General features: G+C 67.1%; 18 protein-coding genes. 8 read left to right on the top strand and 10 right to left on the bottom strand.

Annotated elements, in window-relative coordinates; genetic code table 11:
- Positions 1 to 28: 28 nt before the first annotated feature.
- Entirely contained in the window at positions 29 to 1,510 is a 1,482-nt protein-coding gene (locus tag AC1DES_RS01645; protein WP_476894214.1) for a catalase, read from the top strand.
- A gap of 199 nt (positions 1,511 to 1,709) precedes the next feature.
- The gene (locus AC1DES_RS01640) at positions 1,710 to 2,345 is read left to right on the top strand and encodes a DUF2461 domain-containing protein (RefSeq protein WP_476893944.1); all 636 of its coding nucleotides are present in this window, start codon (positions 1,710 to 1,712) and stop codon (positions 2,343 to 2,345) included.
- A 6-nt stretch (positions 2,346 to 2,351) separates the two neighbouring features.
- Here the strand turns inward: AC1DES_RS01640 and AC1DES_RS01635 are convergent, their stop codons facing one another.
- From AC1DES_RS01635 to exaC, 4 genes are all read right to left on the bottom strand, one after another.
- Positions 2,352 to 2,957 (bottom strand): TetR/AcrR family transcriptional regulator, encoded by a 606-nt coding sequence (locus AC1DES_RS01635; RefSeq protein WP_476893943.1) that lies wholly within the window; start codon positions 2,955 to 2,957, stop codon positions 2,352 to 2,354.
- Positions 2,958 to 3,095: 138 nt separating this feature from the next.
- Positions 3,096 to 4,670, bottom strand: coding sequence for an APC family permease (locus AC1DES_RS01630; protein ID WP_476893942.1), 1,575 nt, complete (start codon positions 4,668 to 4,670; stop codon positions 3,096 to 3,098).
- Between the two features lie 152 nt (positions 4,671 to 4,822).
- Positions 4,823 to 5,230 (bottom strand): DUF779 domain-containing protein, encoded by a 408-nt coding sequence (locus AC1DES_RS01625; RefSeq protein WP_476893941.1) that lies wholly within the window; start codon positions 5,228 to 5,230, stop codon positions 4,823 to 4,825.
- Between the two features lie 99 nt (positions 5,231 to 5,329).
- A complete protein-coding gene (gene exaC / locus AC1DES_RS01620) occupies positions 5,330 to 6,853 on the bottom strand; it encodes an acetaldehyde dehydrogenase ExaC (protein ID WP_476893940.1) in 1,524 nt (507 codons plus the stop codon).
- 391 nt (positions 6,854 to 7,244) lie between these two features.
- Here exaC and AC1DES_RS01615 point away from each other — a divergent pair, with 391 nt between their 5' ends.
- Positions 7,245 to 10,562: a lamin tail domain-containing protein gene (locus tag AC1DES_RS01615; RefSeq protein ID WP_476893939.1), complete on the top strand. Its 3,318-nt coding sequence runs from the start codon at positions 7,245 to 7,247 to the stop codon at positions 10,560 to 10,562.
- A 122-nt stretch (positions 10,563 to 10,684) separates the two neighbouring features.
- On the opposite strand, the gene AC1DES_RS01610 is transcribed toward AC1DES_RS01615, so the two are convergent.
- The 4 genes from AC1DES_RS01610 to AC1DES_RS01595 form a co-directional block, all read right to left on the bottom strand.
- Complete coding sequence (locus AC1DES_RS01610) at positions 10,685 to 12,064, bottom strand: GAF domain-containing protein (RefSeq protein WP_476893938.1); 1,380 nt, start codon at positions 12,062 to 12,064, stop codon at positions 10,685 to 10,687.
- A 101-nt stretch (positions 12,065 to 12,165) separates the two neighbouring features.
- Positions 12,166 to 12,453, bottom strand: a complete 288-nt coding sequence (locus AC1DES_RS01605) for a hypothetical protein (protein ID WP_476893937.1) — start codon at positions 12,451 to 12,453, stop codon at positions 12,166 to 12,168.
- Positions 12,454 to 12,465: 12 nt separating this feature from the next.
- The gene (locus tag AC1DES_RS01600; protein WP_476893936.1) at positions 12,466 to 13,965 is read right to left on the bottom strand and encodes an amidase; all 1,500 of its coding nucleotides are present in this window, start codon (positions 13,963 to 13,965) and stop codon (positions 12,466 to 12,468) included.
- 172 nt (positions 13,966 to 14,137) lie between these two features.
- Positions 14,138 to 15,607: an FAD-dependent oxidoreductase gene (locus AC1DES_RS01595; RefSeq protein WP_476893935.1), complete on the bottom strand. Its 1,470-nt coding sequence runs from the start codon at positions 15,605 to 15,607 to the stop codon at positions 14,138 to 14,140.
- 165 nt (positions 15,608 to 15,772) lie between these two features.
- Between AC1DES_RS01595 and rarD the strand changes: the two genes are divergently transcribed.
- The 4 genes from rarD to AC1DES_RS01575 all read left to right on the top strand — a co-directional run bounded on the left by rarD (position 15,773) and on the right by AC1DES_RS01575 (position 19,718).
- Positions 15,773 to 16,807 (top strand): EamA family transporter RarD, encoded by a 1,035-nt coding sequence (rarD, locus tag AC1DES_RS01590; protein ID WP_476894213.1) that lies wholly within the window; start codon positions 15,773 to 15,775, stop codon positions 16,805 to 16,807.
- Positions 16,808 to 16,943: 136 nt separating this feature from the next.
- Complete coding sequence (locus tag AC1DES_RS01585; RefSeq protein WP_476894212.1) at positions 16,944 to 17,333, top strand: DUF7793 family protein; 390 nt, start codon at positions 16,944 to 16,946, stop codon at positions 17,331 to 17,333.
- A complete protein-coding gene (locus AC1DES_RS01580; RefSeq protein ID WP_476893934.1) occupies positions 17,320 to 18,900 on the top strand; it encodes a putative bifunctional diguanylate cyclase/phosphodiesterase in 1,581 nt (526 codons plus the stop codon). Before AC1DES_RS01585 ends, AC1DES_RS01580 begins: the two co-directional genes overlap by 14 nt.
- On the top strand, positions 18,897 to 19,718 hold the full coding sequence (locus tag AC1DES_RS01575; RefSeq protein WP_476893933.1) for a methyltransferase domain-containing protein: 822 nt from the start codon (positions 18,897 to 18,899) through the stop codon (positions 19,716 to 19,718). The genes AC1DES_RS01580 and AC1DES_RS01575 overlap by 4 nt, the downstream gene beginning before the upstream one ends.
- Before the next feature lie 19 nt (positions 19,719 to 19,737).
- Here AC1DES_RS01575 and AC1DES_RS01570 read toward each other — a convergent pair whose 3' ends face one another.
- Entirely contained in the window at positions 19,738 to 20,610 is an 873-nt protein-coding gene (locus AC1DES_RS01570; RefSeq protein WP_476893932.1) for a universal stress protein, read from the bottom strand.
- 190 nt (positions 20,611 to 20,800) lie between these two features.
- On the opposite strand from AC1DES_RS01570, the gene AC1DES_RS01565 reads away from it, so the two are divergent.
- The gene (locus tag AC1DES_RS01565; protein ID WP_476893931.1) at positions 20,801 to 21,595 is read left to right on the top strand and encodes an AMIN-like domain-containing (lipo)protein; all 795 of its coding nucleotides are present in this window, start codon (positions 20,801 to 20,803) and stop codon (positions 21,593 to 21,595) included.
- 59 nt (positions 21,596 to 21,654) lie between these two features.
- On the opposite strand, the gene gabT is transcribed toward AC1DES_RS01565, so the two are convergent.
- Positions 21,655 to 23,019: a 4-aminobutyrate--2-oxoglutarate transaminase gene (gabT, locus tag AC1DES_RS01560; protein WP_476893930.1), complete on the bottom strand. Its 1,365-nt coding sequence runs from the start codon at positions 23,017 to 23,019 to the stop codon at positions 21,655 to 21,657.
- Positions 23,020 to 23,143 lie beyond the last annotated feature (124 nt).

Below are 23,143 nucleotides of genomic sequence, written 5' to 3'. Positions count from 1 at the left end.
TTATGCGCCCATCTCACCCGCCGTGTCCATGCCTGCCCGCTCAACGACGCAGTCGGGCGCTCCGGTCACATCCGACGCGCACTCCCAGACGGTTGGCGCTGACGGCGCCATCGTCCTGACCGACCACTACCTGATCGAAAAGCTCGCCCAGTTCAACCGCGAGCGCGTGCCGGAGCGTGTGGTGCATGCCAAGGGCGGCGGCGCGTTCGGCACCTTCAAGACCTCCGAAGACGTCTCGAAGTACACGAAGGCCGCCCTGTTCCAGCCGGGTACCGAAACGGACATGCTCATCCGGTTCTCCTCCGTCGCCGGCGAGGCAGGCTCCGCCGACACTTTGCGCGACCCCCGTGGTTTTGCCGTGAAGTTCTACACCACCGAGGGCAACTACGACCTCGTGGGCAACAACACTCCGGTGTTCTTCATCCGCGACGGCATCAAGTTCCCGGACTTCATCCACTCGCAGAAGCGCCTCCCGGGCACCCACCTGCGCGACGCCGACATGCAGTGGGACTTCTGGACCCTGTCCCCCGAGTCCGCGCACCAGGTGACGTGGCTCATGGGCGACCGCGGCCTGCCGGCATCCTGGCGCGAAATGCAGGGCTACGGCTCGCACACCTACCAGTGGATCAATGCCGGGGGCGAGCGCTTCTGGGTCAAGTACCACTTCAAGTCCAACCAGGGCGTCAAGTCCATGACCGGCGATCAGGCTGAGGCACTGGCCGGCGCGGACGGCGACTTCTACATCCGCGACCTCCAGGAGAACATTGCCGCCGGCAACTTCCCGTCCTGGGACCTGCACGTCCAGGTCATGCCGTATGAGGACGCCAAGACCTACCGCTTCAACCCGTTCGACCTCACCAAGGTCTGGCCCCACAGCGACTACCCGCTGATCAAGGTCGGCACCATGGAGCTGAACAAGAACCCGGAGAACTACTTCGCGCAGATCGAGCAGGCCACGTTTGCGCCGTCGAACTTCGTGCCCGGCATCGCCGCCTCCCCGGATAAGATGCTGCAGGCCCGCATCTTCTCCTACGCGGACGCCCACCGCTACCGCGTCGGAACCAACCACGCCCAGCTCCCGGTGAACCTGCCGCAGAGCCAGGTCAACAACTACAGCCACGACGGCCAGGGGCGCTTCCACTTCAACGCCCCGTCCGTCCCCGTGTACGCGCCCAACTCCTTCGGCGGCCCGGCTGCCGTGGAGCCCGGTGTTGCAGGCGGCGGCTGGGAGAACGACGGCGAACTGACGCTCTCCGCGCACTCCCTGCACGCTGAGGACGGCGACTTCGGCCAGGCCGGCACTTTGTACCGCGAGGTGTACAACGACGGTGAGAAGGCCCGCCTGCTGGACACCGTCACCGGTGCCGTCAGCGGCGTCAAGAACGCCAGCATCAAGGAACGCGCCATCCAGTACTGGACCAACGTCGACGCCGAATTCGGCGCCAAGCTGCGCGCCAACCTGGGTGCCGGCCAGCTCGAGTCCGACGCCGAGGCCGCCAACAAGGTCTAGTCGCCCTGCTGCCGAGCGGCCTGTCCTTGGGGCTGGCTGTTCGGCCTTCGCGCAGACCGACCAGGCCTGCAGGGCCGGGCCGTTCAGGCTGGCTGCCGGAACGCCCCGTCACGGTTCACCGTGGCGGGGCGTTCTGTCGTTTTCCACATAGGCTCCCCGCCACTCGCCAAGGGAACTCCTGCGTCCCTAGGATTCAGGCATGACCTCATTCGCAGGCATTCCGGATGCCGCCTTCCGGTTCTATTCCGACCTTGAAGAGAACAACAACCGTGAATGGTGGCTGGATCACAAGGCCACCTACGACGCCGCCGTCAAGGTGCCGCTCACCCTGCTGCTTGCCGAGCTGGAGCCGCGCTTCGGCGAGCCCAAACTTTTCCGCCCGAACAGGGACATCCGGTTCTCGCCGGACAAGTCCCCCTACAAGACTGCCCAGGGCGCCTTTGCGTCGGTTGCGGAAGGCGTGGGTTTCTACCTCCAGCTCAGTGCGGACGGCCTTCTGATCGGCGGCGGCTGCCACGCCCACACGCCGGCCCAGGTGACGCGTTACCGCGTCGCAGTCGATTCCCCGGCCAGTGGCGAGGCGTTGCAGGCCATCGTGCAAGGGGTTGAGGCTGCCGGCTTCGCGGTGGAGGGCGATAGTTTGAAGACCGTCCCCCGGGGCTTCGACAAGGACCATCCGCGGGCAGAACTGCTCAAACACAAATCCATCACGGCCGGCGTGAACGTGGGCCAGCCCGACTGGCTCGCGACGCCCGGGGCAGCAGATGAAGTGGCGCGGCGCTGGGAAGAGCTGCGGCCCCTCGTGGAGTGGATCGGCCGCTACGCGCCCCTGTGAGGCGGGTCAGGGGTGCTGGCCGTCCGCGGCAAGGCGCCGGTCGAGGTTGTTGAAGAAGACCAGCATCATCAGATCGAAGGCCTTACTGGCTTCCTCGGGCTTGTTGTTGACGACGAAGTCGAACTGCAGTCCATAGAATGCGGCGGTGAAGAGCCGGGCATCGGTGTCCGCGAACTCCTCGCGGACACCCTGGATCATCAGCCAGTTGCGGGCCTTCTCATGCAGCATCCGGAAGTGCTCCTGCCCGGTTCCGCGCGGGGCGGCCGCCACGACGTCCTGGGCTGTCGCCTCGAATTCGAGCCTCGCCAGATGGCGGTTGCGCTGCGCCATTGTCCACCGCCACGACTCCAGCAGGAACGCTCCCCAGGCCTCCCTGTCAATATCGCGGACGTCAGTGGCGCGGATGCTGTCCAGCCGGGATTCGATCGAGCGGATGATCTCATTCACCAGCTGTTCCCGATGGCCGAAGTGGTACACCAGCACGTAGCTGCTGACGCCGAGGCCCTCCGCGAGGCTCCGGAAGGTCAGCTCCGCCAGCGTCTTGTCCATGAGGTAGTCCAGAATCGCGTTCAGCAACTCTGATTTGCGTTCCGGTCGTGCCGGTCGGGCCATGGGTCCATCATAGGGAGCGGCAGCGTCGGTCCGCTCCTGCAGGATCCCGCCAAAACGCGGAAATCGCCGGATGCGCGCCAATTCGCCGGAATTTTCCGGCGAATTGGCGCGCATCCGGCGACTCCGGTTGTTTCAGATTCAGGAGCGGGTGAATGCGTCCTCGTTGTTGTCCGCAGCCGCAGGCTCCACGGCGTCGTCCCCGCGCTTGCCGCCAGTGCCCTCCACAGAAGCCCTGGCCCCGGCGAACTTTTCGTTCAGGCGGGAGTGGCGCTGACCGTAGGAGAAGTAGATGATAACGCCGATGACGAGCCAGCCTGCGAAGAAGATCCAGGTCTCGACGGCAAGGTTCGTCATGAGGTAGAGGCAGAGAACTGCCGAGACAACCGGGAGCACTTTGCCGAACGGGACGCGGAATGCCGGTTTCAGGTCCGGGCGCTTCTTCCGCAGCACCAGGATGCCCAGGCTGACCATGACGAACGCGGACAGCGTGCCGATGTTAATCATTTCCTCCAGCAAATCCACCTTGGTCAGCCCCGCGACAAACGCCACTGCGGCACCGCAGATGATCTGCAGGCGGACCGGCGTCGCGCGGATGGTGCTGGTCTTGGACAGCGAGCGCGGCAGCAGCCCGTCGCGGCTCATGGCCAGCACCACGCGGGAGAGGCCCATGAGGAGCACCATGATCACGGTGGTGAGGCCTACGAGCGAGCCGAAGGCGATGACCTTCGCGGCGTCGGTGTTTCCCACGGCCTCGAAGGCGGTGGTCAGCGTCGGGTTCTCGGCCTCGGCCAGCTTGGTGTAGGACACCATGCCGGTCAGCGCAAGCGAGACCAGGATGTAGAGCACTGTGACGATTGCCAGGCCCCCGAAAATGCCGCGAGGAAGCGTCTTTTGCGGGTTCTTGACTTCTTCGGCCGAGGTGGCGACGACGTCGAAGCCGATGAAGGCGAAGAAGACCAGGGCGGCGCCGGCGAAGATGCCCATCGTTCCGTACTGCGCGGGGGCGGCCCCGGTGAGGAAGCCGAAGAAGGACTGCTTGAGGACGTCGGCGGTTCCGGTACCGCCGGTGGGCACCGAGGTGGGCACGAACGGTGCGAAGTTCTCGGTCTTCATGTAGCTGAAGCCGACAACAATGACGAAGAGGACCACGGCGATCTTGATCAGCGTGAAGACGTTGCCGACCCGGGCGGAGAGCTTGGTGCCGAGCACCAGCAGCACGGTGAAGACGGCAACGATGAGGAAGGCGCCCCAGTAGAGGTCCACCCCGCCGAGGGAGATCGACGGCGGAATGTCCACGCCCATCAGCGCGAACACCTTGCTGAGGTAGATGCCCCAGTATTTGGCGATCACCGCGCCGGCTGTGAACAGCTCAAGGATCAGGTTCCAGCCGATGATCCAGGCCAGCAGTTCGCCCATCGTGGCGTAGGTGAAGACGTAGGCGGAGCCGGCCACAGGGATCGCCGTGGCAAACTCGGCGTAGCACATGATGGCGAGCGCGCAGGTGACGGCGGCGATGGCGAAGGAAATGGTCACTGCCGGGCCGGCGAAATTCGCGGCGGCCTTGGCACCGACGGAAAAGATACCGGCGCCGACGGCAACGGCGACGCCCATGATCATGAGGTCCCAGCTGCTCAACGACCGCTTGAGCTTGCGTCCGGGTTCTTCGGCGTCAGACATGGACTGCTCGATAGATTTGGTCCGGAATAAGTTCATAGGAAATTCCACAATCTCGGTAACTTGTTGGAAACAGACCTATCTATCGTAGTGTCCATCCACTGGACGGCCATTTTTGTCTCACATAATGAGACTAAATGCTGGGCTGCGCAGGACTTCCGGCACAGCCCCGCATCGGCCCGGCACCCTGCCTAGACCGGCCAGTCCATGAGCCTGGACCGGATCAGGAACCGCTTGCCTTCGGGCGCCTCGACCGAGAAGCCGCTTCCCCGGCCCGGGACCACGTCCACCGTCAGGTGCGTGTGGCTCCAGTAGTTGAACTGCTCCCTGGACATCCAGAACTCCAGCGGCTGGGGCTGCAGTCCGTCGGAAATATCGAACAGGCCGAGCAGCACATCCGAGTCCCCCGTGATGAACTCCCCTGCCGGATAGCACATCGGCGAGGAACCATCGCAGCACCCCCCGGACTGGTGGAACATGAGCGGGCCGTGCTGGAGCCACAGTTTGCGCAGCAATCCAATCGCCTCGGGTGTGAGCGCCACCCGGGAGAAGTCCTCGCCGGGAACGGTCACGGCGGCGTCGAGTTTGGTCTGTGGCATCGGGGCTTCTCCTGGGGTCGTTGGGTGCCGGGGGCGCCGGTGGAAAACGGTAGGCGGGGCGGATCCATCGTGATCCGCCCCGCCCGGGTTTGGTGCGGCTTAGAAGAAGCCGAGCTTGTTCTCGTTGTAGCTGACCAGGAGGTTCTTGGTCTGCTGGTAGTGGTCCAGCATCATCGCGTGGTTCTCACGTCCGATGCCGGAGGACTTGTAGCCGCCGAACGCAGCGCCTGCCGGGTATGCGTGGTAGTTGTTCACCCACACGCGGCCGGCCTGGATCTCACGGCCGGCGCGGTAGGCGACGTTGCCGTTACGGGACCAGACGCCGGCGCCGAGGCCGTACAGGGTGTCGTTGGCAATGCCCATCGCGTCGTTGTAGTCGCTGAAGCGCGTCACGGACACCACCGGGCCGAAGATTTCCTCCTGGAAGATCCGCATCTTGTTGTGGCCTTCGAAAATGGTCGGCTGGACGTAGTAGCCGCCGGCCAGGTCTCCGGGCATTTCGGCCCGGGCGCCGCCTGTGAGGATTTTGGCGCCCTCCTGCTTGCCGATGTCGATGTAGGAGAGGATCTTTTCCAGCTGGTCGTTGGAGGCCTGGGCCCCAAGCTGGGTTTCGGTGTCCAGCGGGTTGCCCTGGATGATCTTCTCGACCCGGGCCACGGCGTCGGCCATGAAGGAGTCGTAGATGTCTTCCTGGATGAGGGCGCGGGAGGGGCAGGTGCAGACTTCGCCCTGGTTGAAGGCGAAGAGCGTGAAGCCTTCCTGTGCCTTGTCGTAGAAAGCGTCGTTGGAGTCGGCGACATCGTTGAAGAAGATGTTGGGGCTCTTGCCGCCCAGTTCCAGCGTCACCGGGATCAGGTTCTGGCTGGCGTACTGGCTGATCAGGCGGCCGGTGGAGGTTTCGCCGGTGAACGCGATCTTGCGGATCCGCGGGCTCGAGGCCAGCGGCTTGCCGGCCTCGACGCCGAAGCCGTTGACGACGTTCAGGACGCCGGCCGGCAGCAGGTCGCCGATAAGTTCCATCAGGACCAGGATCGAGGACGGGGTCTGCTCGGCCGGCTTGAGGACGACGGCGTTGCCGGCGGCGAGTGCCGGGGCGAGCTTCCAGACGGCCATCAGGATCGGGAAGTTCCAGGGGATGATCTGGCCGACAACGCCGAGCGGCTCGTGGTAGTGGTAGGCGGTGGTGTCCTCGTCGAGCTGGGACAGCCGGCCTTCCTGGGCGCGGACCGCGGAGGCGAAGTAGCGGAAGTGGTCCGCGGCGAGCGGGATGTCGGCGTTGAGGGTTTCGCGGATCGGCTTGCCGTTGTCCCAGGACTCGGCGACGGCGAGCATCTCCAGATTCTCGTCGATGCGGTCGGCGATCTTGTTCAGGATGGCGGCACGCTCGGCCACGGAGGTCTTGCCCCAGGACGGGGCGACCTTGTGTGCGGCGTCCAGGGCGAGCTCAATGTCCTCGGCCGTGCCGCGGGCGACCTCGCAGAAGGCTTTGCCGGTCACCGGGGTGATGTTTTCGAAGTACTGGCCCTTGACCGGGGCAACCCATTCGCCGCCGATCCAGTTTTCGTAGCGGTCCTTGAAGGTGACCTTCGAGCCCTCGGTACCGGGCTGTGCGTAGACAGTCATTGCTAGCTCCTTTGCTGTGCAGGGTGGATGGCGGGAGCGGCCAGGTGTTCTGCGGCCGCCGCTGGCACCAGCCTAGGAGCGGGGAGGTTGCGAGCAGGTTGCAACAGTGTGAGCCGGATCACGCCGGATCACACGGCGCGGGGCCAACATCCAGAAGGGGCCGGCCCAGCCCGCTAGTACTTACCTCCGGCACCCCAGTACCTATGGACACCCCCGGAGCCCACTCCGATACTCAGCGTGACGCCGCATGCTGTTGCGGCGTGGGCGTCCTACTTCTCACCACGACGCTCACACCTTCTTTGAGGAGGCTCTTGGCATGGTGGTAAGAACGGCAAGAAAAGCAATAGGAAAAGGATTCCGCGTAGCGTCGGCCATTGCATTGGCGTCTGCGATGGCCAGCACCTTCGTGGTCTCGCTGGCCGTCCCGGCGACTGCGGCGACGTCGGGCGGGATGGTGATCTCCGAGCTGAACTATCATTCCGGATCGGATCTGGATACCGACGACTTCCTGGAACTGACCAACACGTCGGGCGCTCCGCTGGACATTTCTGGATGGTCCTTCACCGCCGGTGTTACGGCGGTTTTCGCAGCGGGCACCGTGGTCCCCGCCAACGGTTACTTCGTGGTCGCGAAGGACGCCTCCCAATTCCAGACCACGCACGGGTTCGCCCCGAATGCCGTCTACGGCGGCAACCTCAGCAACGGCGGCGAAGCGGTGACGCTGGTCGACACGGCGCTGAACGTCGTGGACACCGTCACGTATGCAGACACGGCGCCCTGGCCATCAACGCCTGACGGGACCGGTCCCACACTGGAGCTGCGCGACCTGACCTTGGACAACGCGCTGCCCGACAGCTGGGGCCCAAGCCTCGCTGCGGGCGGGACCCCCGGGGCCAGGAACTCGATCGACGGGACGGGGCCTGCCCCGGTCGTCACGGAACTCAAGGCGACACCGGCCCGGCCGGCCGACAGCCAGCCGGTGGCCGTCTCGGCTCGGCTCCGCCCAGGCTCCACCGCTCAACTCACGTACAAGGTGCTGTTCGGTGCCGACGTCGTCGTTCCGTTCGTCGACGACGCGGCCAGCCCCGGCGGGGCTGGCGACGGGGTGTATTCCGGGACCATTCCGGGCCAGAGCGGGGGCAGCCTGATCCGTTACCGGATCGATGCCTCCGCGGGAGGCACCCCCTACTCGGAGCCGGCAGCGAGCGACTCGGTGCGCTACCGCGGCGTGGTTGTGCTGAACTCCGCCGTCAGCAGCACCCTTCCGGTCATTGAATGGTTCATGGATGACGCCGTGTACAACGACATTCTGGCCAACCACCGCTACGACAACTTCCAGGGGGCTGCGGTCTGGTCCTACAACGGCCAGGTCGTCGACGGGGCCCAGATGAGCGTGCGCGGCAATACCTCCCGCAGCATGGCGAAAGTGAGCTGGAAGGTCAATCTCCCCAAGGGCTACCTTTTCGATCTGGGGGGCCAGCTGCCCTACCCTCTGGATGAATTTGCGCTCCAGAACTACGCGGACAACTTCGCCGACGTCGGCTGGGCGACCGTAAAGGCCGGCGGCGACCGGGCCCTGAACATCATCCCGGTCCGCACCCAGCGCAACGGCAGCTTCTGGAGCCTGGGCCGGATCATGGAAACCGAGGACGGCCGCTGGCGGGACAATCAGGGCGTCTCGAGCTGGGCGATCTACAAGGGCGACGGCGGCAGCGTGGGCGCAACGTCGTCGCCGGCCGCGCTCGAGGCCTCGGGCTGGCTGGAAAAGAAGTCCCGCAAGGATGAGGACTTCTCCGACGTCTGGACCCTGTCCAACACCGTTGACGCGTCGCCCTCAGCGGCGCAGCAGGCGTGGATCTACCAGAATGTGAACGTACCGGAGCTGGTCAACTATATGGCCATCAACTCGATCATCCGGCATCAGGACAGCGGCTGGTACAACTGGTGGCTGGCGCGGGACACGGACGGGACCGGCCGGTGGGAGATGTGGCAGTGGGACCTGAACTGGATCTTCACCACCCCCTCCTCGGACGGCAAGGGGCTCTTCCTGACCCCGGATACCTCGAACAATTTCACGCAGGCCATGCTCAGCTACCCGGAGATCAGGGACATGTACTTCCGGCGGCTGCGTACCCTGGCCGACCAGTTCCTTCCGGCCGGGCAGTACGAGGCGCAGTGGGATGCGATTTCGGCCCAGACCACGCCGGACTGGAACCTGGACCGGGCCAAGTGGGGCGGGTACACGCCGGCGTCGGCGCGGACCGCTTTCCTGGCAGGCCTGGCGGATCGCCGCAACGCGGTCAACGGCAACACGGGACCGGGACTGCCGGTGCCCACAACACAGGCTGCCGATGCGAATGTGGTGGTCAACGAGATCCAGTACCACCCGGCCGGAACGGGCGGGGAATACATCGAGCTGGCCAATCCGGGCAGCACGGCGGTGGACATCTCAGGCTGGACGATTGATGCGGTCGGCCTGAAGATCCAGCCCGGGACGGTGATTCCGGCCGGGGGCCGCGTGGTGTTCGTGGCGAATGACAAGGCGTTCCGGCTGGCCTACACCGGGGCGAACCGCTTGGTGGGCGGCACGTTCACGGGCACCCTCGACGACGGCGGCGAGGCCGTTGTGTTGCGCGACGGCACTCGGGTGGTGGATTCCGTCACCTACTCCAACCAGGCGCCGTGGGCCACTGCGGCCGACGGCACCGGGCCCTCGCTGGAGCTGACCTCGCCGACGGCGGACAACTCTGTTGCGGAGAACTGGACCGCGACGTCCACCACCGGCGGCACACCCGGACTGGAGAACACGAAGGGGACGCCGTCGAATGCGGCGCCGGTGGCGGCATTCACGAGTGGGGTGAGCGGGTTGACGGCGAATGTGAACGGGGCCGGTTCGACGGACTCGGACGGGACGATCGCCTCGTACGCATGGGACTTCGGTGACGGCGGGACCGGGACCGGGGTGACGGCGAGCCATACCTATGCTGCCGACGGGACGTATACGGTCACCCTGACCGTGACGGATAACGGCGGCGCTAAGGGCACGGTCAGCCATCCGGTGAGTGTTGCCGCGCCGCCGGCGGGCGGTGTCCTGGCTCAGGACACGTTTACCCGCACGGTCAGCGGTGGCCTGGGGACGGCGGAAACGGGAGGTCCCTGGACATTGTCCGGGACGGCGGCGAACTTCGCTGTCAACGGCAGTGCGGCCACGATTGCCAGCCCTGCTATGTCCAACCGCTACGCCTACCTTGACGGTGTGTCCTCCACTGATACGGAGGTGCGGGCAACGATCGGCTTCAACCGGCCGACCGCCAGCAGCATCTACACCGGCCTGATCGGCCGCCGCGTGGGTGCGGCTACCTATGGTGCGCGGGTGGTGGTTAATTCCGCCGGCGCGGTGAGCCTGCATCTGACGCGCAGCACGGATACCAACATGAGCGCCGCGACCGTGTCCGGGATGACGTTCAATTCCGGGGACCGGCTCCAGTTCCGTCTGCAGGTTACCGGAACCTCACCAACCACCATCCGGGCGAAGGTCTGGAAGGTGGGTACCGCGGAGCCGGCGAACTGGCAGCTGAGCACGACCGACAGCACGGCCGCACTGCAGAGCGCCGGTGGAATCGGCATCTACAGCTACCTCAGCACCATCGGCATGCCGAACCCGCTGACCGTCASCTTCGACGACCTCTGGGCCGGGCACACCAACTAGCCATACGGCACCAACACGAAGTCCCCGCCGGCGCAGACGACGCCGGCGGGGACTTCTGCGCGCACCATAGCGATCTGGATCGCGCTCTTTGTGCCCACGACCGGGACCCGGAGACTTCCGGCTCAGGCGCCGAGTTCGGCTTCGAGCCGTTCCAGATCAGCGACGATGGCGGCCCGTTTGGGCGAGCGGGGCGGCAGCAGTTTCAGCGCCGCGAGCCGGACCCCGACGTCGTCCCTCGCCTCGGGAAGCCCGGCGTACCGCAGGAGCGACTCGGCGCTGCCGTCGGTCAGCACCGCTTCCCGGAGCAGGGAAGAGACCCGGGTCCGCAGTTCGACGATGCCGGGGGCCTCGGAACGGGGCAGGACGGCTCCCCGGTAGATTTCCAGCGCTATCCGGTGTGCGCCGCGCTGCAGGCAGTCGAGGACCTGGCCCGAATCCGGAACCACGTCCAGCGGCAGGCGGTAGGGCCGCGACTCCGGGACCGCATCAGGGCTGAGCTGTTCGAGGACTTTGCGCAGCCGCACCATCTCGGCCCTCAGCGTCATGGTGGAGGCCTCGCCCGGGTACAGCAGGGTGCAGAGCTCCTCGGCGTTCAGCCCTGCGGGATGCGTGCTGAGCAGGGCCAGGATCTCGCTGTGCCGGGCGGACAGGGAGACGGTGCGGCCGTCGATGCTGAGCAGGGCCTGGTCGCGGCCCAGCAGTTGCAGGCTGTTGCGGTAGAGGCTGCCGGTTCCCTTCTGCGGGCTGGACTTTGCGGCGGATGCCGGGCTCCGGCGCCGGGCCGGGGAGGCCTGCCGCGCCGCGGCCAGCTGCAGCCGCTCCACGCGCAGATGGGCCTGGGCAGCGGCAACGGTGGCTTCCACGAGGGATAGCGTGTGCGGTGCCACCGCGGATTCCGTCCCGGTGATGTCGACGACGCCGAGCAGCGCGCCGGAATCCGGGTCGTGGAACGGCACGGCCGTGCAGCTCCACGGGTGGACGGATCGTTTGTAGTGTTCGGCACCCGCGATCTGGATACCGCGGCCCAGGGCCAGGGCGGTGCCCGGGGCGCTGGTGCCCACGGTCGCCTCGGACCAGTCTGCCCCCGGGACGAACATCATGCCCTCGGCCCGGCGCTGCAGGGCGACGTCGCCCTCCACCCAGAGCAGCCGGCCCACTTCGTCGCCTACCGCCACCAGCATCCCGCTGTCGAGGCTGGGCAGCACCAGGAGCTTGTGGATCACGGGCATGATCGCGGCCAGGGGATGCTGCCGCCGGTATTCCTCCAGCTCGTCGCGGTCCATGGCCAGCGGAGCCTCCGGGTTGTCCGGATTGGCGTGCAGCTGAGCGGAGCGCCGCCACGACTCCTGGATCAGGCTACTGAGCCCTGGCAGCTGCTGCGCGCCGGGGAAGTCCGCGCCCCCGAGCTGTTCGTGGCCCGCGCTGGCATACTTCTGGCGCAGCGCTGCGGTGACTCCGCCTGCTGGCGGTAACAGTGCTGCCGGATGGATCGCATTCCTCATTGAACTCCCACCGGACGGGCGCGGCGGCCTGCCGGTGGCAGCCTCGTCCGGCCCAGTCTAGTTCCGTGCGGCGAGTTTGGAAACGGACCGTCCGGCTGCCCTTAGGGGGTGGCCTCCGGCGGCAGGACGTAACTCTTGATCTCGCCCAGATGCTGGATCTCGGGGCGGGGCAGGCCGGCGGCCGCGACAAGCTCCCCGAATACCCGGCCGCTGCTGAATCGGTCAAAGACTTCCCTGCTCGGGCACGTGTCCAGGACGGCGATGCCGTCCTCTGTCTGCACGCACAGATGCAGTTCCAGCTGGCCCGCGGGCAGGAGGGCCAGCATTCGGTCGTGGCCGGCAAGAAGCTCCGCGGGTGCCCCGCGGAAGCTGTACATTCCCAGATACATTCTCTGTCTCCCTCACATGGATTGCTTGAGTGCAGGCCGTCGCCCCGTCCAGGGCCTGGCCTGTTCCAGCTGGGCGGCCAGCCGGAACAGGGTCCCCTCGGCACCGAAGCCGGCGAGGAACGACATGCCGACGGGAAGCCCTGCGGAATCAGCGCCCAGCGGAACGGACATGGCCGGGTTGCCCGTGATGTTGGCGTACTCGCCGTCGAACATCAGGAGGCGGCCGGCCTCCCTCTCCCCGCGGACGGGGTCCTCCGCCGTCGCCGTCAGCGCACCGAGGGGCAGCGGCGGCCAGCCCACCGTAGGCGTCAGCCAGAGATCGTAAACCCGGAAGAACGCTGCAACACTCCGGCTGAACCGCTGCAGCTCCTCGACGCCCTGCAGGTAGTCTCCAGCGCTGACCTTGCGGCCGCGCCCGAACAGGACCTCGGTGTACGGCTCCAGCTCGCCCGGTTCCGGCCCGCGGCCGAGCCGGCGCGTCCAATACCCCTCGATCCAGGCGGCTGCGGCGGCGTAAACGGCCCGGATGGCCCGGTGTCCGGCCCGGTCCAGGGGTTCGGGGCGGGCCTCCTCGACGTCGTGGCCGAGGCCGCCCAGCAGGTCCACGGTCTCGTCGAAGGTGCGCAGGTAGTCAGGATGGACCGTCTGGCCGCTGTTGGGGGTGGCCGTCGCGGCGATCCGCAGCCGTCCGGGCGGCGTCACGGTCTCGGCCAGGTAGGGGCACGGCTGCGGCGGAGCCCAGTAAGGGTCCCCGGGAGCCGGACCTGCGACGGCGTCCAGCAGCGCCGCGGCGTCACGGACTGTGCGGGTCAAGGCGAATTCGGCCGCGAGGCCGCCGACGACGTCCCCGTATTCCGGGCCCAGCGGCACCCTCCCCCGGGTCGGTTTCAGACCGAACAGTCCGCACCACGCCGCCGGGTAGCGCAGTGAGCCGCCGAGGTCGTTGCCGTGCGCCATCGGGACAATTCCGGCTGCGACGGCGGCTGCCGAACCGCCGCTCGATCCGCTCGTGGAGAGGGACAGGTCCCAGGGATTGTGCGTGGCCCCATACAGCAGCGGTTCGCAGTGCGGGCTTAGGCCGAACTCGCAGGTGTTGGTCTTGCCGATGATGGCGAGCCCCGCCCGGCGGAAGCGCCGCGCGAGCTCCTGGTCGTGGCGTGAGACGCTCCCGGCAAGCCAGCGGGAGCCCTCGGAGAACGGCGTCCCGGCGATTTCCAGCGCCAGGTCCTTGACGAGGAACGGCACGCCCGGAAACGGGGGCCCGTCGGACTCGGGGGTGCCGGAGGGCGATTCAGCCGCGGTTCCGACGCCCTGCGCGCCGGATTCCGGCGCGGCGTCCTGCATGGAGTCCGGGGATTCGCTGTCGAGCTCAACGACTACGGCATTCAGGACGGGATTGAGTTGCCTGAGCCGGTCCCGCGCCTCGGCGAGGAGTTCAGCAGCGCTGACCTGGCCGGAGCGGACCAGATCGGCCTGCTCTGTGGCATCCATCCAGCGGAGTTCTTCATCCACCGTTACCTCCGGGCCCGGGGATCACGGCGGGATGGCGTCCGCCGCGGCAGTCCTTGTGCGTGAAAATTCTACGTCCGGGCGGCGTCCGGGGACAGGTCCCGCCAGCCGGCAGGCAGGTGGCCGCCTAACGCTGACCTGGCACTGCCGGCCGGCTTCAGCTACGGTGCTTCAGCTACGGCGCAGGTTCGCCGCGGGAAATCTCGACCATATCCTCGCGTGGCACAACCTTGATGCGCTCCCGCTCGACGCTGTTGCCGTCGCCGGCCGCAGTCCACTCCGCGCCGAGGGCGAGCTCATGGGCGTCAAGCTTGATCCATCCTTCCCACGTGGTGTAATCGATCCCGCGCTCTTCGAGCAGGTCGATGATGGCCTGCGGGTCCGGGTTCTGCGCCGGAGGCAGCGTCAGCCGGTCCTCCAGCAGGAATCCGATGGTCTCCAGCGCGTCGCCCTTCGTGTGGCCGATCAGCCCCACGGGCCCGCGCTTGATCCAGCCGGTGGCGTAGATGCCGGGGACCGGGTTACCCGCGGCGTCGAGGACGCGGCCGCCCTCATTCGGAACGACACCGCGGCGGGCGTCATACTCCAGCTCATCCAGGGGCGAGCCATGGTAGCCGATCGCACGGTAGACGGCCTGGACCGGGTAGTCGAGGAACTCCCCCGTGCCCTTAACGTTGCCGGTACCGTCGAGCTGCATGCGTTCGAACTTGATTCCGGCGACCTTGCCCGGACCGGACGTGCTCCCCTCGGCGTCGTAGATCTCGACAGGGCTGTGCAGGAAGTGCAGGTGCAGCCGCCGGGAGGACGGGACCTCGGCCTCGGCATGTTCCTCCACCAGCCAGTTGGTGAGGGTGTTGACCATGGTCCTGGTCTGGTTGTTGCTGCGGATGGCCTCGTCGGAGGCTTCATCAAATTCGAAGTCTTCCGGATACAGCACGATGTCCACGTCCTTGGCATGGCTGAGTTCGCGCAGTTCCAGCGGGGTGAACTTGACCTGGGCGGGGCCGCGGCGGCCGAAGACGTGCACGTCCGTGACCGGGGAATCCTTCAAGGCGCGGTAGACGTTGTCCGGGATCTCCGTGGCCAGGAGGTCATCGGCGTGCTTGGAGAGCATGCGGGCCACGTCCAGGGCGACGTTGCCGTTGCCGATCACGGCGATTTCCTTGGCCTCCAGCGGCCAGTCGCGGGAGACATCCGGGTGCCCGTCGTACCAGGAGACGAAGTCGGCGCCGCCGAAGGAGCCCTCGAGTTCGATGCCCGGAATGTTCAGGTCCGCGTCCTTGATGGCGCCGGTAGAGAAAATCACGGCGTCATAAAAGGCCCGGAAGTCATGCAGGCTCAGGTCGCGGCCGTAGGTCACGTTGCCCAGGAACCGGATATCGCCCCGGTCCAGGACCTTGTGCAAAGCGTTGACGATCCCCTTGATCCGGGGGTGGTCCGGCGCCACGCCGTAGCGGATCAGCCCGTACGGGGCAGGGTACGCCTCGAAAAGGTCGATGCTGACCTCGAAATCGCCGTCCTTGACCTCATTGGATTTCGTCAGGATGTCCGCGGCGTAGACGCCGGCCGGTCCGGCGCCGACGATCGCGACGCGGAGGGGTCGTTTGGACTGACGCGGGGACGTCGATTCGGCCGAGTTGGACACCGGGAGCCCTTCTGGATCTTGGCGGCTGCGCCACTACATGCAGCGCACAGTCCCTTATTCTAAATGTCCGCAGGATCACGTGGGGCCCGCCGTGACTGAGATCGCAGGGATCCGGGCTACCGGCGCCGTCCCGATGGCAGGAATAGGGGCCCGCGGGGTGGTGTTATTGATCTTGTGCCTAAACCCGACGGATCCCTGTCCCCAGCCCCGCTGACCGCCCCGAGTGCCCCGGCACCCGCCGGAGGCGCCTCGCCCCGGCCGCCGTCCGCCCTCAAAGCCGTGGACCAGGAGACGACGGCAGGGATCCTGTTCGGGATCGGCGCCTACGGCCTCTGGGGTCTGCTTCCCCTGTACTTCTTCGTGCTGCACCCGGCCGGCGCCGTCGAGATTGTGGCCAACCGGGTGGTCTGGTCCCTGCTGTTCTGCGTCCTGCTGGTCACGGTCACGCGCTCATGGCGGGTGCTCGGGACCGCGTTCCGGAACCGTTCAGTGATCGGGCCGTTGTCCATCGCCGCCGGGCTGATAGCGGTGAACTGGCTGACCTACACCTACGGCGTGACCACCGGACAGGCCGTGGAGGCCTCGCTCGGCTACTTCATCAACCCCCTGGTCTCCGTTTTGCTGGGCGTGGTTGTCCTCAAGGAAAAGCTCCGGCCGCTCCAGTGGGCAGCGGTCGTCATCGGCTTCATCGCTGTCGGCGTGCTGACGGTCTCCTATGGGAAACTTCCCTGGATCGCGCTCACGCTGGCCCTGAGCTTTGGGCTGTACGGCTTCGTCAAGAAGCGCGTGGGGCCCCGGGCGGACGCGGTCACGAGCCTCTCGGTTGAGACCATCGTGCTGGCGCCGCTCGCTGCGGCCACCATGATCGTCCTCGCCGCCAGCGGAACAGACACCCTGGGGACCAATGGGGCCGGGCACTTCTGGCTGCTGGCGGCGTCCGGCATCATCACGGCCGTGCCCCTGCTGTTCTTCGGCGCTTCCGCCCGCCGCCTGCCCATGACAACGATCGGCCTGCTGCAGTACTTCGCCCCTGTATTGCAGTTCATAGTGGCCCTCACCGTCTTCAAGGAAGCTATGACCCCGGACCGCTGGATCGGTTTCGGCGTCGTGTGGCTGGCGCTCCTCGTGCTGACCATGGATATGCTCATCACGGCGCGGAAGAACTCCGTGATCCGGAAACTGGCCCGCGCCACCGTCTGAGGTCACCTAGTGATTGCACCGGCTGAGGTCAGCGGCTGAGGTCACCCGCTGTCCCAGGTTCGCCGGGGCCGCTCGGTGGGTTAGTCTCATCTTGAGTGGACCCTTTGAGCCGGAAATAGGATTGCTGGTGCCAGACATGGATTTTGACAGCCCGGGCGACGCCGACATCGCTTCCCTTGACTTCGACGCCAACGGCTTCCTGCACCTTGTCTGGGGCCGGGGCGTCGTGATCGACGCGCCGGACGCCCAGCGGGCCATGGACCGCGTCAACGAGTTGTGCGGAGGGCGGCCGACGCCGCTGCTGATCGATATGGCCACCACGGAATCAGTCAGCCGGGCCGCGCGTACCGTCTTTTCCCAACGCTGCGACGCGTCGGCAATCGCGCTGCTGGGGACGTCGGCTGTTGACCGGGTCCTCGCCAACTTCTTCCTGGGCGTCAACTCCGCCCCCGTGCCTACGAGATTCTTCACCAGCAACGACGAGGCGATCCGCTGGCTGGCCTCGCACGGCGATGACGGGATCTGAGGACGACCGCCGCCTCGAAGAACTCGTGGACGGCATTGTCTTACTATCGTCGGGCGGCCTCTCGAACCGCCTGCAAGTTTCGCCGGCCCGGGACGGTATCGACGCCGTAACCACAGGCATCAACCTGCTCGCGGAAGAGCTCCAGAGCATGTACGAGAGCCTGGAAGAACGCGTGATCGAACGCACTGCCCTGCTGGAAGCGGCCAAGGCGGAACTGCGGCGGGTCATCAATACTGACGAGCTCACCGGGCTGGCAAGCCCCTCACTGCTGCGCGAAAAAGTCGCTGAAGCCGTGGACGCCGGAGGAAGCCGGCCCGGCCTTATCCTTCTGGACCTCGACTCGTTCCGCTTGATCAACGACAGCCTGGGCCATGCCGCGGGAGACGCCGTCCTCAAGGAGGCTGCCCTCCGGCTCAGCGCCGTGGTGGGGCCGCCGCACGTCATTGCCCGGCTCAGCGGCGACGAGTTCGCCGTCCTTGTCGTGGACCATGAGCCCGAGGCCATAGTGCAGATCGCCTCCCGGCTGAGCGAGACGCTGAAGGACAGGATCGTTGCCGGCGGCATCGCCGTCGCGCTGACGGCGGGAACAGGCGTGCGGCTGGGCGAACAGGGGCTGGGCGGCGAGGAACTCATCCGGGACGCCAACATCGCGATGCACGAGGCAAAGAAGCTCGGCAGGGACAGCCTCCTGGTCTATTCCAAAGCCATGCATGAAGCGGCCAAAGAGCGGGTCCATCTGGTGTCGGAGCTCAGGACGGCGCTGGCCTCCGACGAGCTCGAACTCCACTACCAGCCGATCGTGGACCTTCGCAGCGGCGGGATCGCAGGGGCCGAGGCCCTGATCCGCTGGCGCCATCCGGCTCTGGGACTGCTGTCACCCGAATCCTTCCTGGACGCCGCCGATGAAGCCGGACTTACAGTGGAAATCGGCCACTGGGTCCTCCGGAACGCCATCGCGCAGACCGGCCGCTGGAAGGACGGGCCCGGGCTTCCGGCCAGCTTCAGTACCCACATCAATCTCTCACCGGCCGACCTCCACCATGTCGATCTGGCCCCCTATGTCCAGGGGCTCCTGGCGCTGCACCACGTGGACCCCACTGACATCGCCATCGAGATCACGGAGACGGCCATCATGCGCGGCGGCCCGGAAGTCGCGGCCACCATGAAGTCCCTCAATGAACTGGGCATCGCGATCGAAATCGACGACTTCGGCACGGGCTATTCGTCCATCAGCTACCTGCGCGCACTTCCGGCCGAACGAGCCAAGATCGACAAGTCCCTCATCGATGCCGTGGCCACGGACCGCCAGCAGGAGGGGTTTGTCGCGGCCATCCTGCAGCTTATCCATTCCGCCGGACTCGGCGCCGTGGCAGAGGGCATCGAACACCCTGAGCAGGCGGAGAAGCTGCGCCGGTTGAACTGCGAATTTGGCCAGGGCTATTTCTTCAGCCGGCCCCTGCCCGCGGCGGGTATGACCGCCTTGTTGAGCGGCGCGGGCGTCGCGGGCGTCGCGGACGGGGCGGGCGTCGCGGACGGGGCGGGCGTCGCGGACGGGGCGGGTGCATGAGCGGAACTGTCCGGTCCGGCGGCCTGCGCCGGGCCGCGGATAATGTCCGCCTGACCGCCCGGGTTGCAGCGTTGTCCTTCCGTGTCCCCCGCCACCCGGACAGGCTTTGGGATGCGTTCTGGCTCGGCATTTCGGAAGGCTCCCTCAGCGAACCCGTCATCTGGAATGCGGCCCGGGGCGAGGAAACCGACCGGCATCTTGAGCTGGCCGCCGGCAGACTGAATACCGCCCTTCCCGTCGTCGACATCGGTTGCGGCCACGGCTCGATCTCGCGGAGACTGACCGAGGTCTTCCCGTCCGTGGTGGGGATTGATGTCTCCCGGGCGGCGGTGGCAGCCGCCGGAACAGCGAATCCAGACATGACGCGGCTGACGTTCCGGGCGCTCGATGCCACGCAGGAGGGGGCAGTCACGGCCCTCTCACGCGAGCTGGGCGACGTCAACGTCTTTGTCCGCGGCGTGTTCCACGTCCTGAGCCGTCGCCGGCAGAGGCGGCTTGTCCGCTCAATCGAGTCGCTGCTCGGCTCCCAGGGCCGGATCTACCTGGTCGAGTCCAACGTCCCGGGCGGCGCCTTGAACTACCTGCGTGGACTCGGCGCCTCCGGTCTCCGGATCCCGGGCCCGCTGCGCCAGGCGATCTCCACCCTCCCCAAGCCGGGGCATTTCGGCCCGGCGGAGAGGTCCCGGGTGTTCCCGGAAGCGCGCTGGGCACTGGTCGCCGAGGGACCCGCCGGCCTGGACACCGTGCCGATGGAACCGGGCGGTCCCCCGGGCCGGGTTCCCGGCTACTGGGCGGTCCTGGCCCGGCGCAAGGCCTAGGGCGGCCCGGTCCGGTCGGTCAGTCCTCCGGAACGGTATCGACCCGCTCGTAGTCACGCGGGACCACGACCATCGGGACGGGCAGGGCCCGGAGCACCTTGTTGGCCGTGCTGCCAATGAAGAGCTTGTTCTTTTCCGCCAGGCGGGAGGAACCCACGATCATGATTTCCCCGTCGTCCCACTCAAGGTCATCGATCGCTTCCTCGATGGTACGGCCGTGCGCCACTTCGACACTGACATGGTGTCCTTCGGGCAACCGGTTGGCGGCTGCGGCGAGGACGGTGTTGGCGTGGATGTGGGCGGCATTGATGTTCTCCCCGCCGTCCCCCTCGGCGTCGAGCTCGACAAGCGAGACGAGCCGCAGCGGTACGCCGCGGCGTTTCGCGGATTCGATCGCGACGTCGATCGCGGCCTCCGCTCCGGCGCGCTGGCCGACGGCGAGGGTCAGCCGGGTGATGGGCTCCGTGTGGCGGTAGCCGCGGGGGGCGAGCGCCACCGGTACCGGCGCGGCGTGCAGCAGGGCGTTGGCCACGCTGCCGACGGAGTACCGCTTGAAGATGCCGTTGTTCGCGGCGCCGACGACGATCAGGCCGGCCTTGTATTCCACGGCCGCATCGATGAGGCCCGCGGCGAACGAGTCCGCCTGCCGGACGTGGAACCGCGCCTCCAGGCCCTCGGGAACAATGGCCAGGCCCTGGCGCTCGGCCGTGAGCACCTGCTGCTCGGCGGCGCTGACTCGGCGTCCCTCGGGGTTCATGGCCACGTAGGGCGTGCGCCGGTCCACCACATAGACCAGGTCGAGGTGCGCCCCCTGGGCGCGGGCCATGGCCGAGGCCAGGGCAACGGCGTCTGCGCCGCGTTCGCCGGGGGTGTAGCCAACTACGTATCGCATGTATGAACCCCTTACGGGTCTGGGGCAGAAGCCAGCCTTGCTCCGGGGGTGCCGGGCGACGTCGGCCGGTCTGCGTTCCTGCAGTGGTAGGAACGACTCTAGCCCAGCGCGGGCCCGAATAGGGGTGACTTATGGCCCTGAGCAGGGCAATCTTCCGTGCCTAGGCTGGACCCATCGAGGGGAGCCAGCCATGAATGCCATCGCCAGCCGCATACCCGGGGCGAGGAATGCCGGGTTGGGAACCCTGACCCTCCTGCTGGTCCTCTCGGCCTGCACACCGTCCGCGCCGCAACCCGGCGCAAGCAGCCCGACGGCCTCAGCCACGTCCTCGGCCACCGCCACGTCCCCAGCCCCGGGGAGCCCGCCGGCGTCGGCCACGGTACCCGCCGATTCGGACGAGACGGCGCCCCCGCAGTCAGGTGACACTGTGATTTCCTCCACGATCACGCACGACTGGTCCTGGCCCGGCCAGGGGACGTCGTTCCACACGGACCACCAGAACGCTGTGCCCATCGCGCCTCCGCCGGCCGCTCCGCTGCCCACGCTCTACAGCATCGGCGCAGGCCAGCATCCCTCCGACGCCCCGCCGTATGACCAGCTGAGCTTCCGGTTCAACGGCGGCTTCCCCAGCTACGACGTCGGGTTCGTCCCCGCGCTGCTCGCCGACGGTAGCGGCCTGCCGATTCCGTTGCCTGGCAGCGGCAGCATCCTGAAGGTCGTGTTCCACGGCGCCCAGGCCCACACCGCGGACGGCACGGGGAGCACCATCAAGAACTCACCGGCCCCTGCCATCGGATACAAGGCCCTGACGAGCTTCGCCCCGGCCGGTGACTTCGAGGGCGTTCTCAGCTACGGGATCGGCGTCGGCCGTCCGGTCGGGACCGTCCCGCAGACCAAGGTCCGCGTCTATGAGGTCGAGAAGATCGAGCAAGGCCAGCACCTGTACGTCGTCGCGGTCCAGCTCGACGCAGCAGCCTGGAAATAGCGCACCCGGAACAACGGCAGAGCCGCGGACTTACCGTCCGCGGCTCTGCTCGTCAATCGTTACGCGTTGGCCTTGATGGCGGCTGCCAGGACCTCGAGGCCGTCCAGCAGGAGTTCGTCGCTGATGACCAGCGGCGGCAGGAGCCGGATGACGTTGCCGTAGGTGCCGCAGGTGAGGATGATGACGCCCTCCTTGAGGCAGGCGGCTGCGACGGCCTTGGTCAGCTCCGGGTTGGGTTCCTTCGAGCCCGGCTGGACCAGCTCGATGGCCAGCATCGCGCCGCGGCCGCGGACGTCACCGATCACGGAACTGTCACCAAGCGCTGTGGCGAGGTCGCGCAGCTTGCCGAGGGCAATGTCCTCGATGTGCCGGGCCCGGGCGTTGAGGTCGTACTGTTCCATCGAGCCGATGGCGGCCAGGGCGGCGGCGCAGGCCACCGGGTTCCCGCCGTAGGTGCCGCCGAGGCCCCCCGGGTGGACGGCGTCGAGGAGGTCCGCCCGGCCGGTGATGGCCGAGAGCGGCATGCCGCCGGCGATGCCCTTGGCCATGGTGATGATATCCGGGATGACGCCTTCGTGGTTCACGGCGAACCACTCGCCCGTGCGGCAGAAGCCGGACTGGACCTCATCGGCGATGAAGACGATGCCCTTGTCCTTGGCCCAGGCAGCGAGTGCGGGCAGGAACCCGTCCGCGGGGACGATGAAGCCACCCTCGCCCTGGATCGGTTCGATGATGATCGCGGCGACCTGCTCGCCGCCGATCTGCTTTTCGATCATGGTGATGGCGCGCTTCGCGGCCTCGGCACCGGTGATCTCCGGGTTTTCCTCGCGGAACGGGTAGCTCATCGGCATGCGGTAGACCTCGGGCGCGAACGGGCCGAAGTTGGTTTTGTACGGCATCGCCTTGGCGGTCAGGGCCATGGTCAGGTTGGTGCGGCCGTGGTAGGCGTGGTCAAAGGCGACGACGGCGTCCCGGCCGGTGGCCAGGCGGGCCACCTTGACGGCGTTTTCGACAGCTTCGGCGCCGGAGTTGAAGAGCACCGTGCGCTTCTCGTGGCCGCCCGGGGTCAGGCGGTTCAGCTGCTCGGCGACGGCGACATAGCCTTCGTAGGGAGTGACCATGAAGCAGGTGTGGGTGAAGTGCTCCACGGCTTCCTTCACGGCGCCGACGACGGCGGGGTCGGACGCGCCAACGCTGGTCACGGCGATGCCGGCGCCGAGGTCGATGAAGGAGTTGCCGTCGACGTCGTGGATGATGCCGCCGTCGGCGTCGGCGACGAACACGGGAACGCTGGACGCGACGCCCGCGGCGACCACGGCCTTGCGGCGTTCGGTCAGGGCGAGGGACTTGGGGCCCGGGAAGTCGGCCTGGACGCGGCGCTTCTGCTCAAGCCGGTAGGTGATGTCATGTGCGGTGGTGGTCATGGAAAGCCTTTCTTGACTGAAGGGGGCCACGCCGGCAGGGTTCCCTGGCCGAAGCGGAGCGAGGTTAGGGCGCCGGTGGGGACCACGCGACGGCGTTATGCGTCGGCGTTATGCATCGGCGTTA

The sequence above is a fragment of the Arthrobacter sp. 05T442 genome, from assembly GCF_056395945.1.
Note: the sequence above shows the minus strand (reverse complement) of the source record. Positions and strands in the feature narration are given on the sequence as shown.

Excerpts from the sequence above, each read along its gene's own strand:
- AC1DES_RS01645 (WP_476894214.1), top strand. The coding sequence starts at position 29 with ATGCCTGCCCGCTCAACGACGCAGTCGGGCGCTCCGGTCACATCCGAC.
- AC1DES_RS01640 (WP_476893944.1), top strand. The coding sequence starts at position 1,710 with ATGACCTCATTCGCAGGCATTCCGGATGCCGCCTTCCGGTTCTATTCC.
- AC1DES_RS01635 (WP_476893943.1), bottom strand. The coding sequence starts at position 2,957 with ATGGCCCGACCGGCACGACCGGAACGCAAATCAGAGTTGCTGAACGCG.
- AC1DES_RS01630 (WP_476893942.1), bottom strand. The coding sequence starts at position 4,670 with ATGAACTTATTCCGGACCAAATCTATCGAGCAGTCCATGTCTGACGCC.
- AC1DES_RS01625 (WP_476893941.1), bottom strand. The coding sequence starts at position 5,230 with ATGCCACAGACCAAACTCGACGCCGCCGTGACCGTTCCCGGCGAGGAC.
- exaC (WP_476893940.1), bottom strand. The coding sequence starts at position 6,853 with ATGACTGTCTACGCACAGCCCGGTACCGAGGGCTCGAAGGTCACCTTC.
- AC1DES_RS01610 (WP_476893938.1), bottom strand. The coding sequence starts at position 12,064 with ATGAGGAATGCGATCCATCCGGCAGCACTGTTACCGCCAGCAGGCGGA.
- AC1DES_RS01605 (WP_476893937.1), bottom strand. The coding sequence starts at position 12,453 with ATGTATCTGGGAATGTACAGCTTCCGCGGGGCACCCGCGGAGCTTCTT.
- AC1DES_RS01585 (WP_476894212.1), top strand. The coding sequence starts at position 16,944 with ATGGATTTTGACAGCCCGGGCGACGCCGACATCGCTTCCCTTGACTTC.
- AC1DES_RS01580 (WP_476893934.1), top strand. The coding sequence starts at position 17,320 with ATGACGGGATCTGAGGACGACCGCCGCCTCGAAGAACTCGTGGACGGC.
- AC1DES_RS01575 (WP_476893933.1), top strand. The coding sequence starts at position 18,897 with ATGAGCGGAACTGTCCGGTCCGGCGGCCTGCGCCGGGCCGCGGATAAT.
- AC1DES_RS01570 (WP_476893932.1), bottom strand. The coding sequence starts at position 20,610 with ATGCGATACGTAGTTGGCTACACCCCCGGCGAACGCGGCGCAGACGCC.
- AC1DES_RS01565 (WP_476893931.1), top strand. The coding sequence starts at position 20,801 with ATGAATGCCATCGCCAGCCGCATACCCGGGGCGAGGAATGCCGGGTTG.
- gabT (WP_476893930.1), bottom strand. The coding sequence starts at position 23,019 with ATGACCACCACCGCACATGACATCACCTACCGGCTTGAGCAGAAGCGC.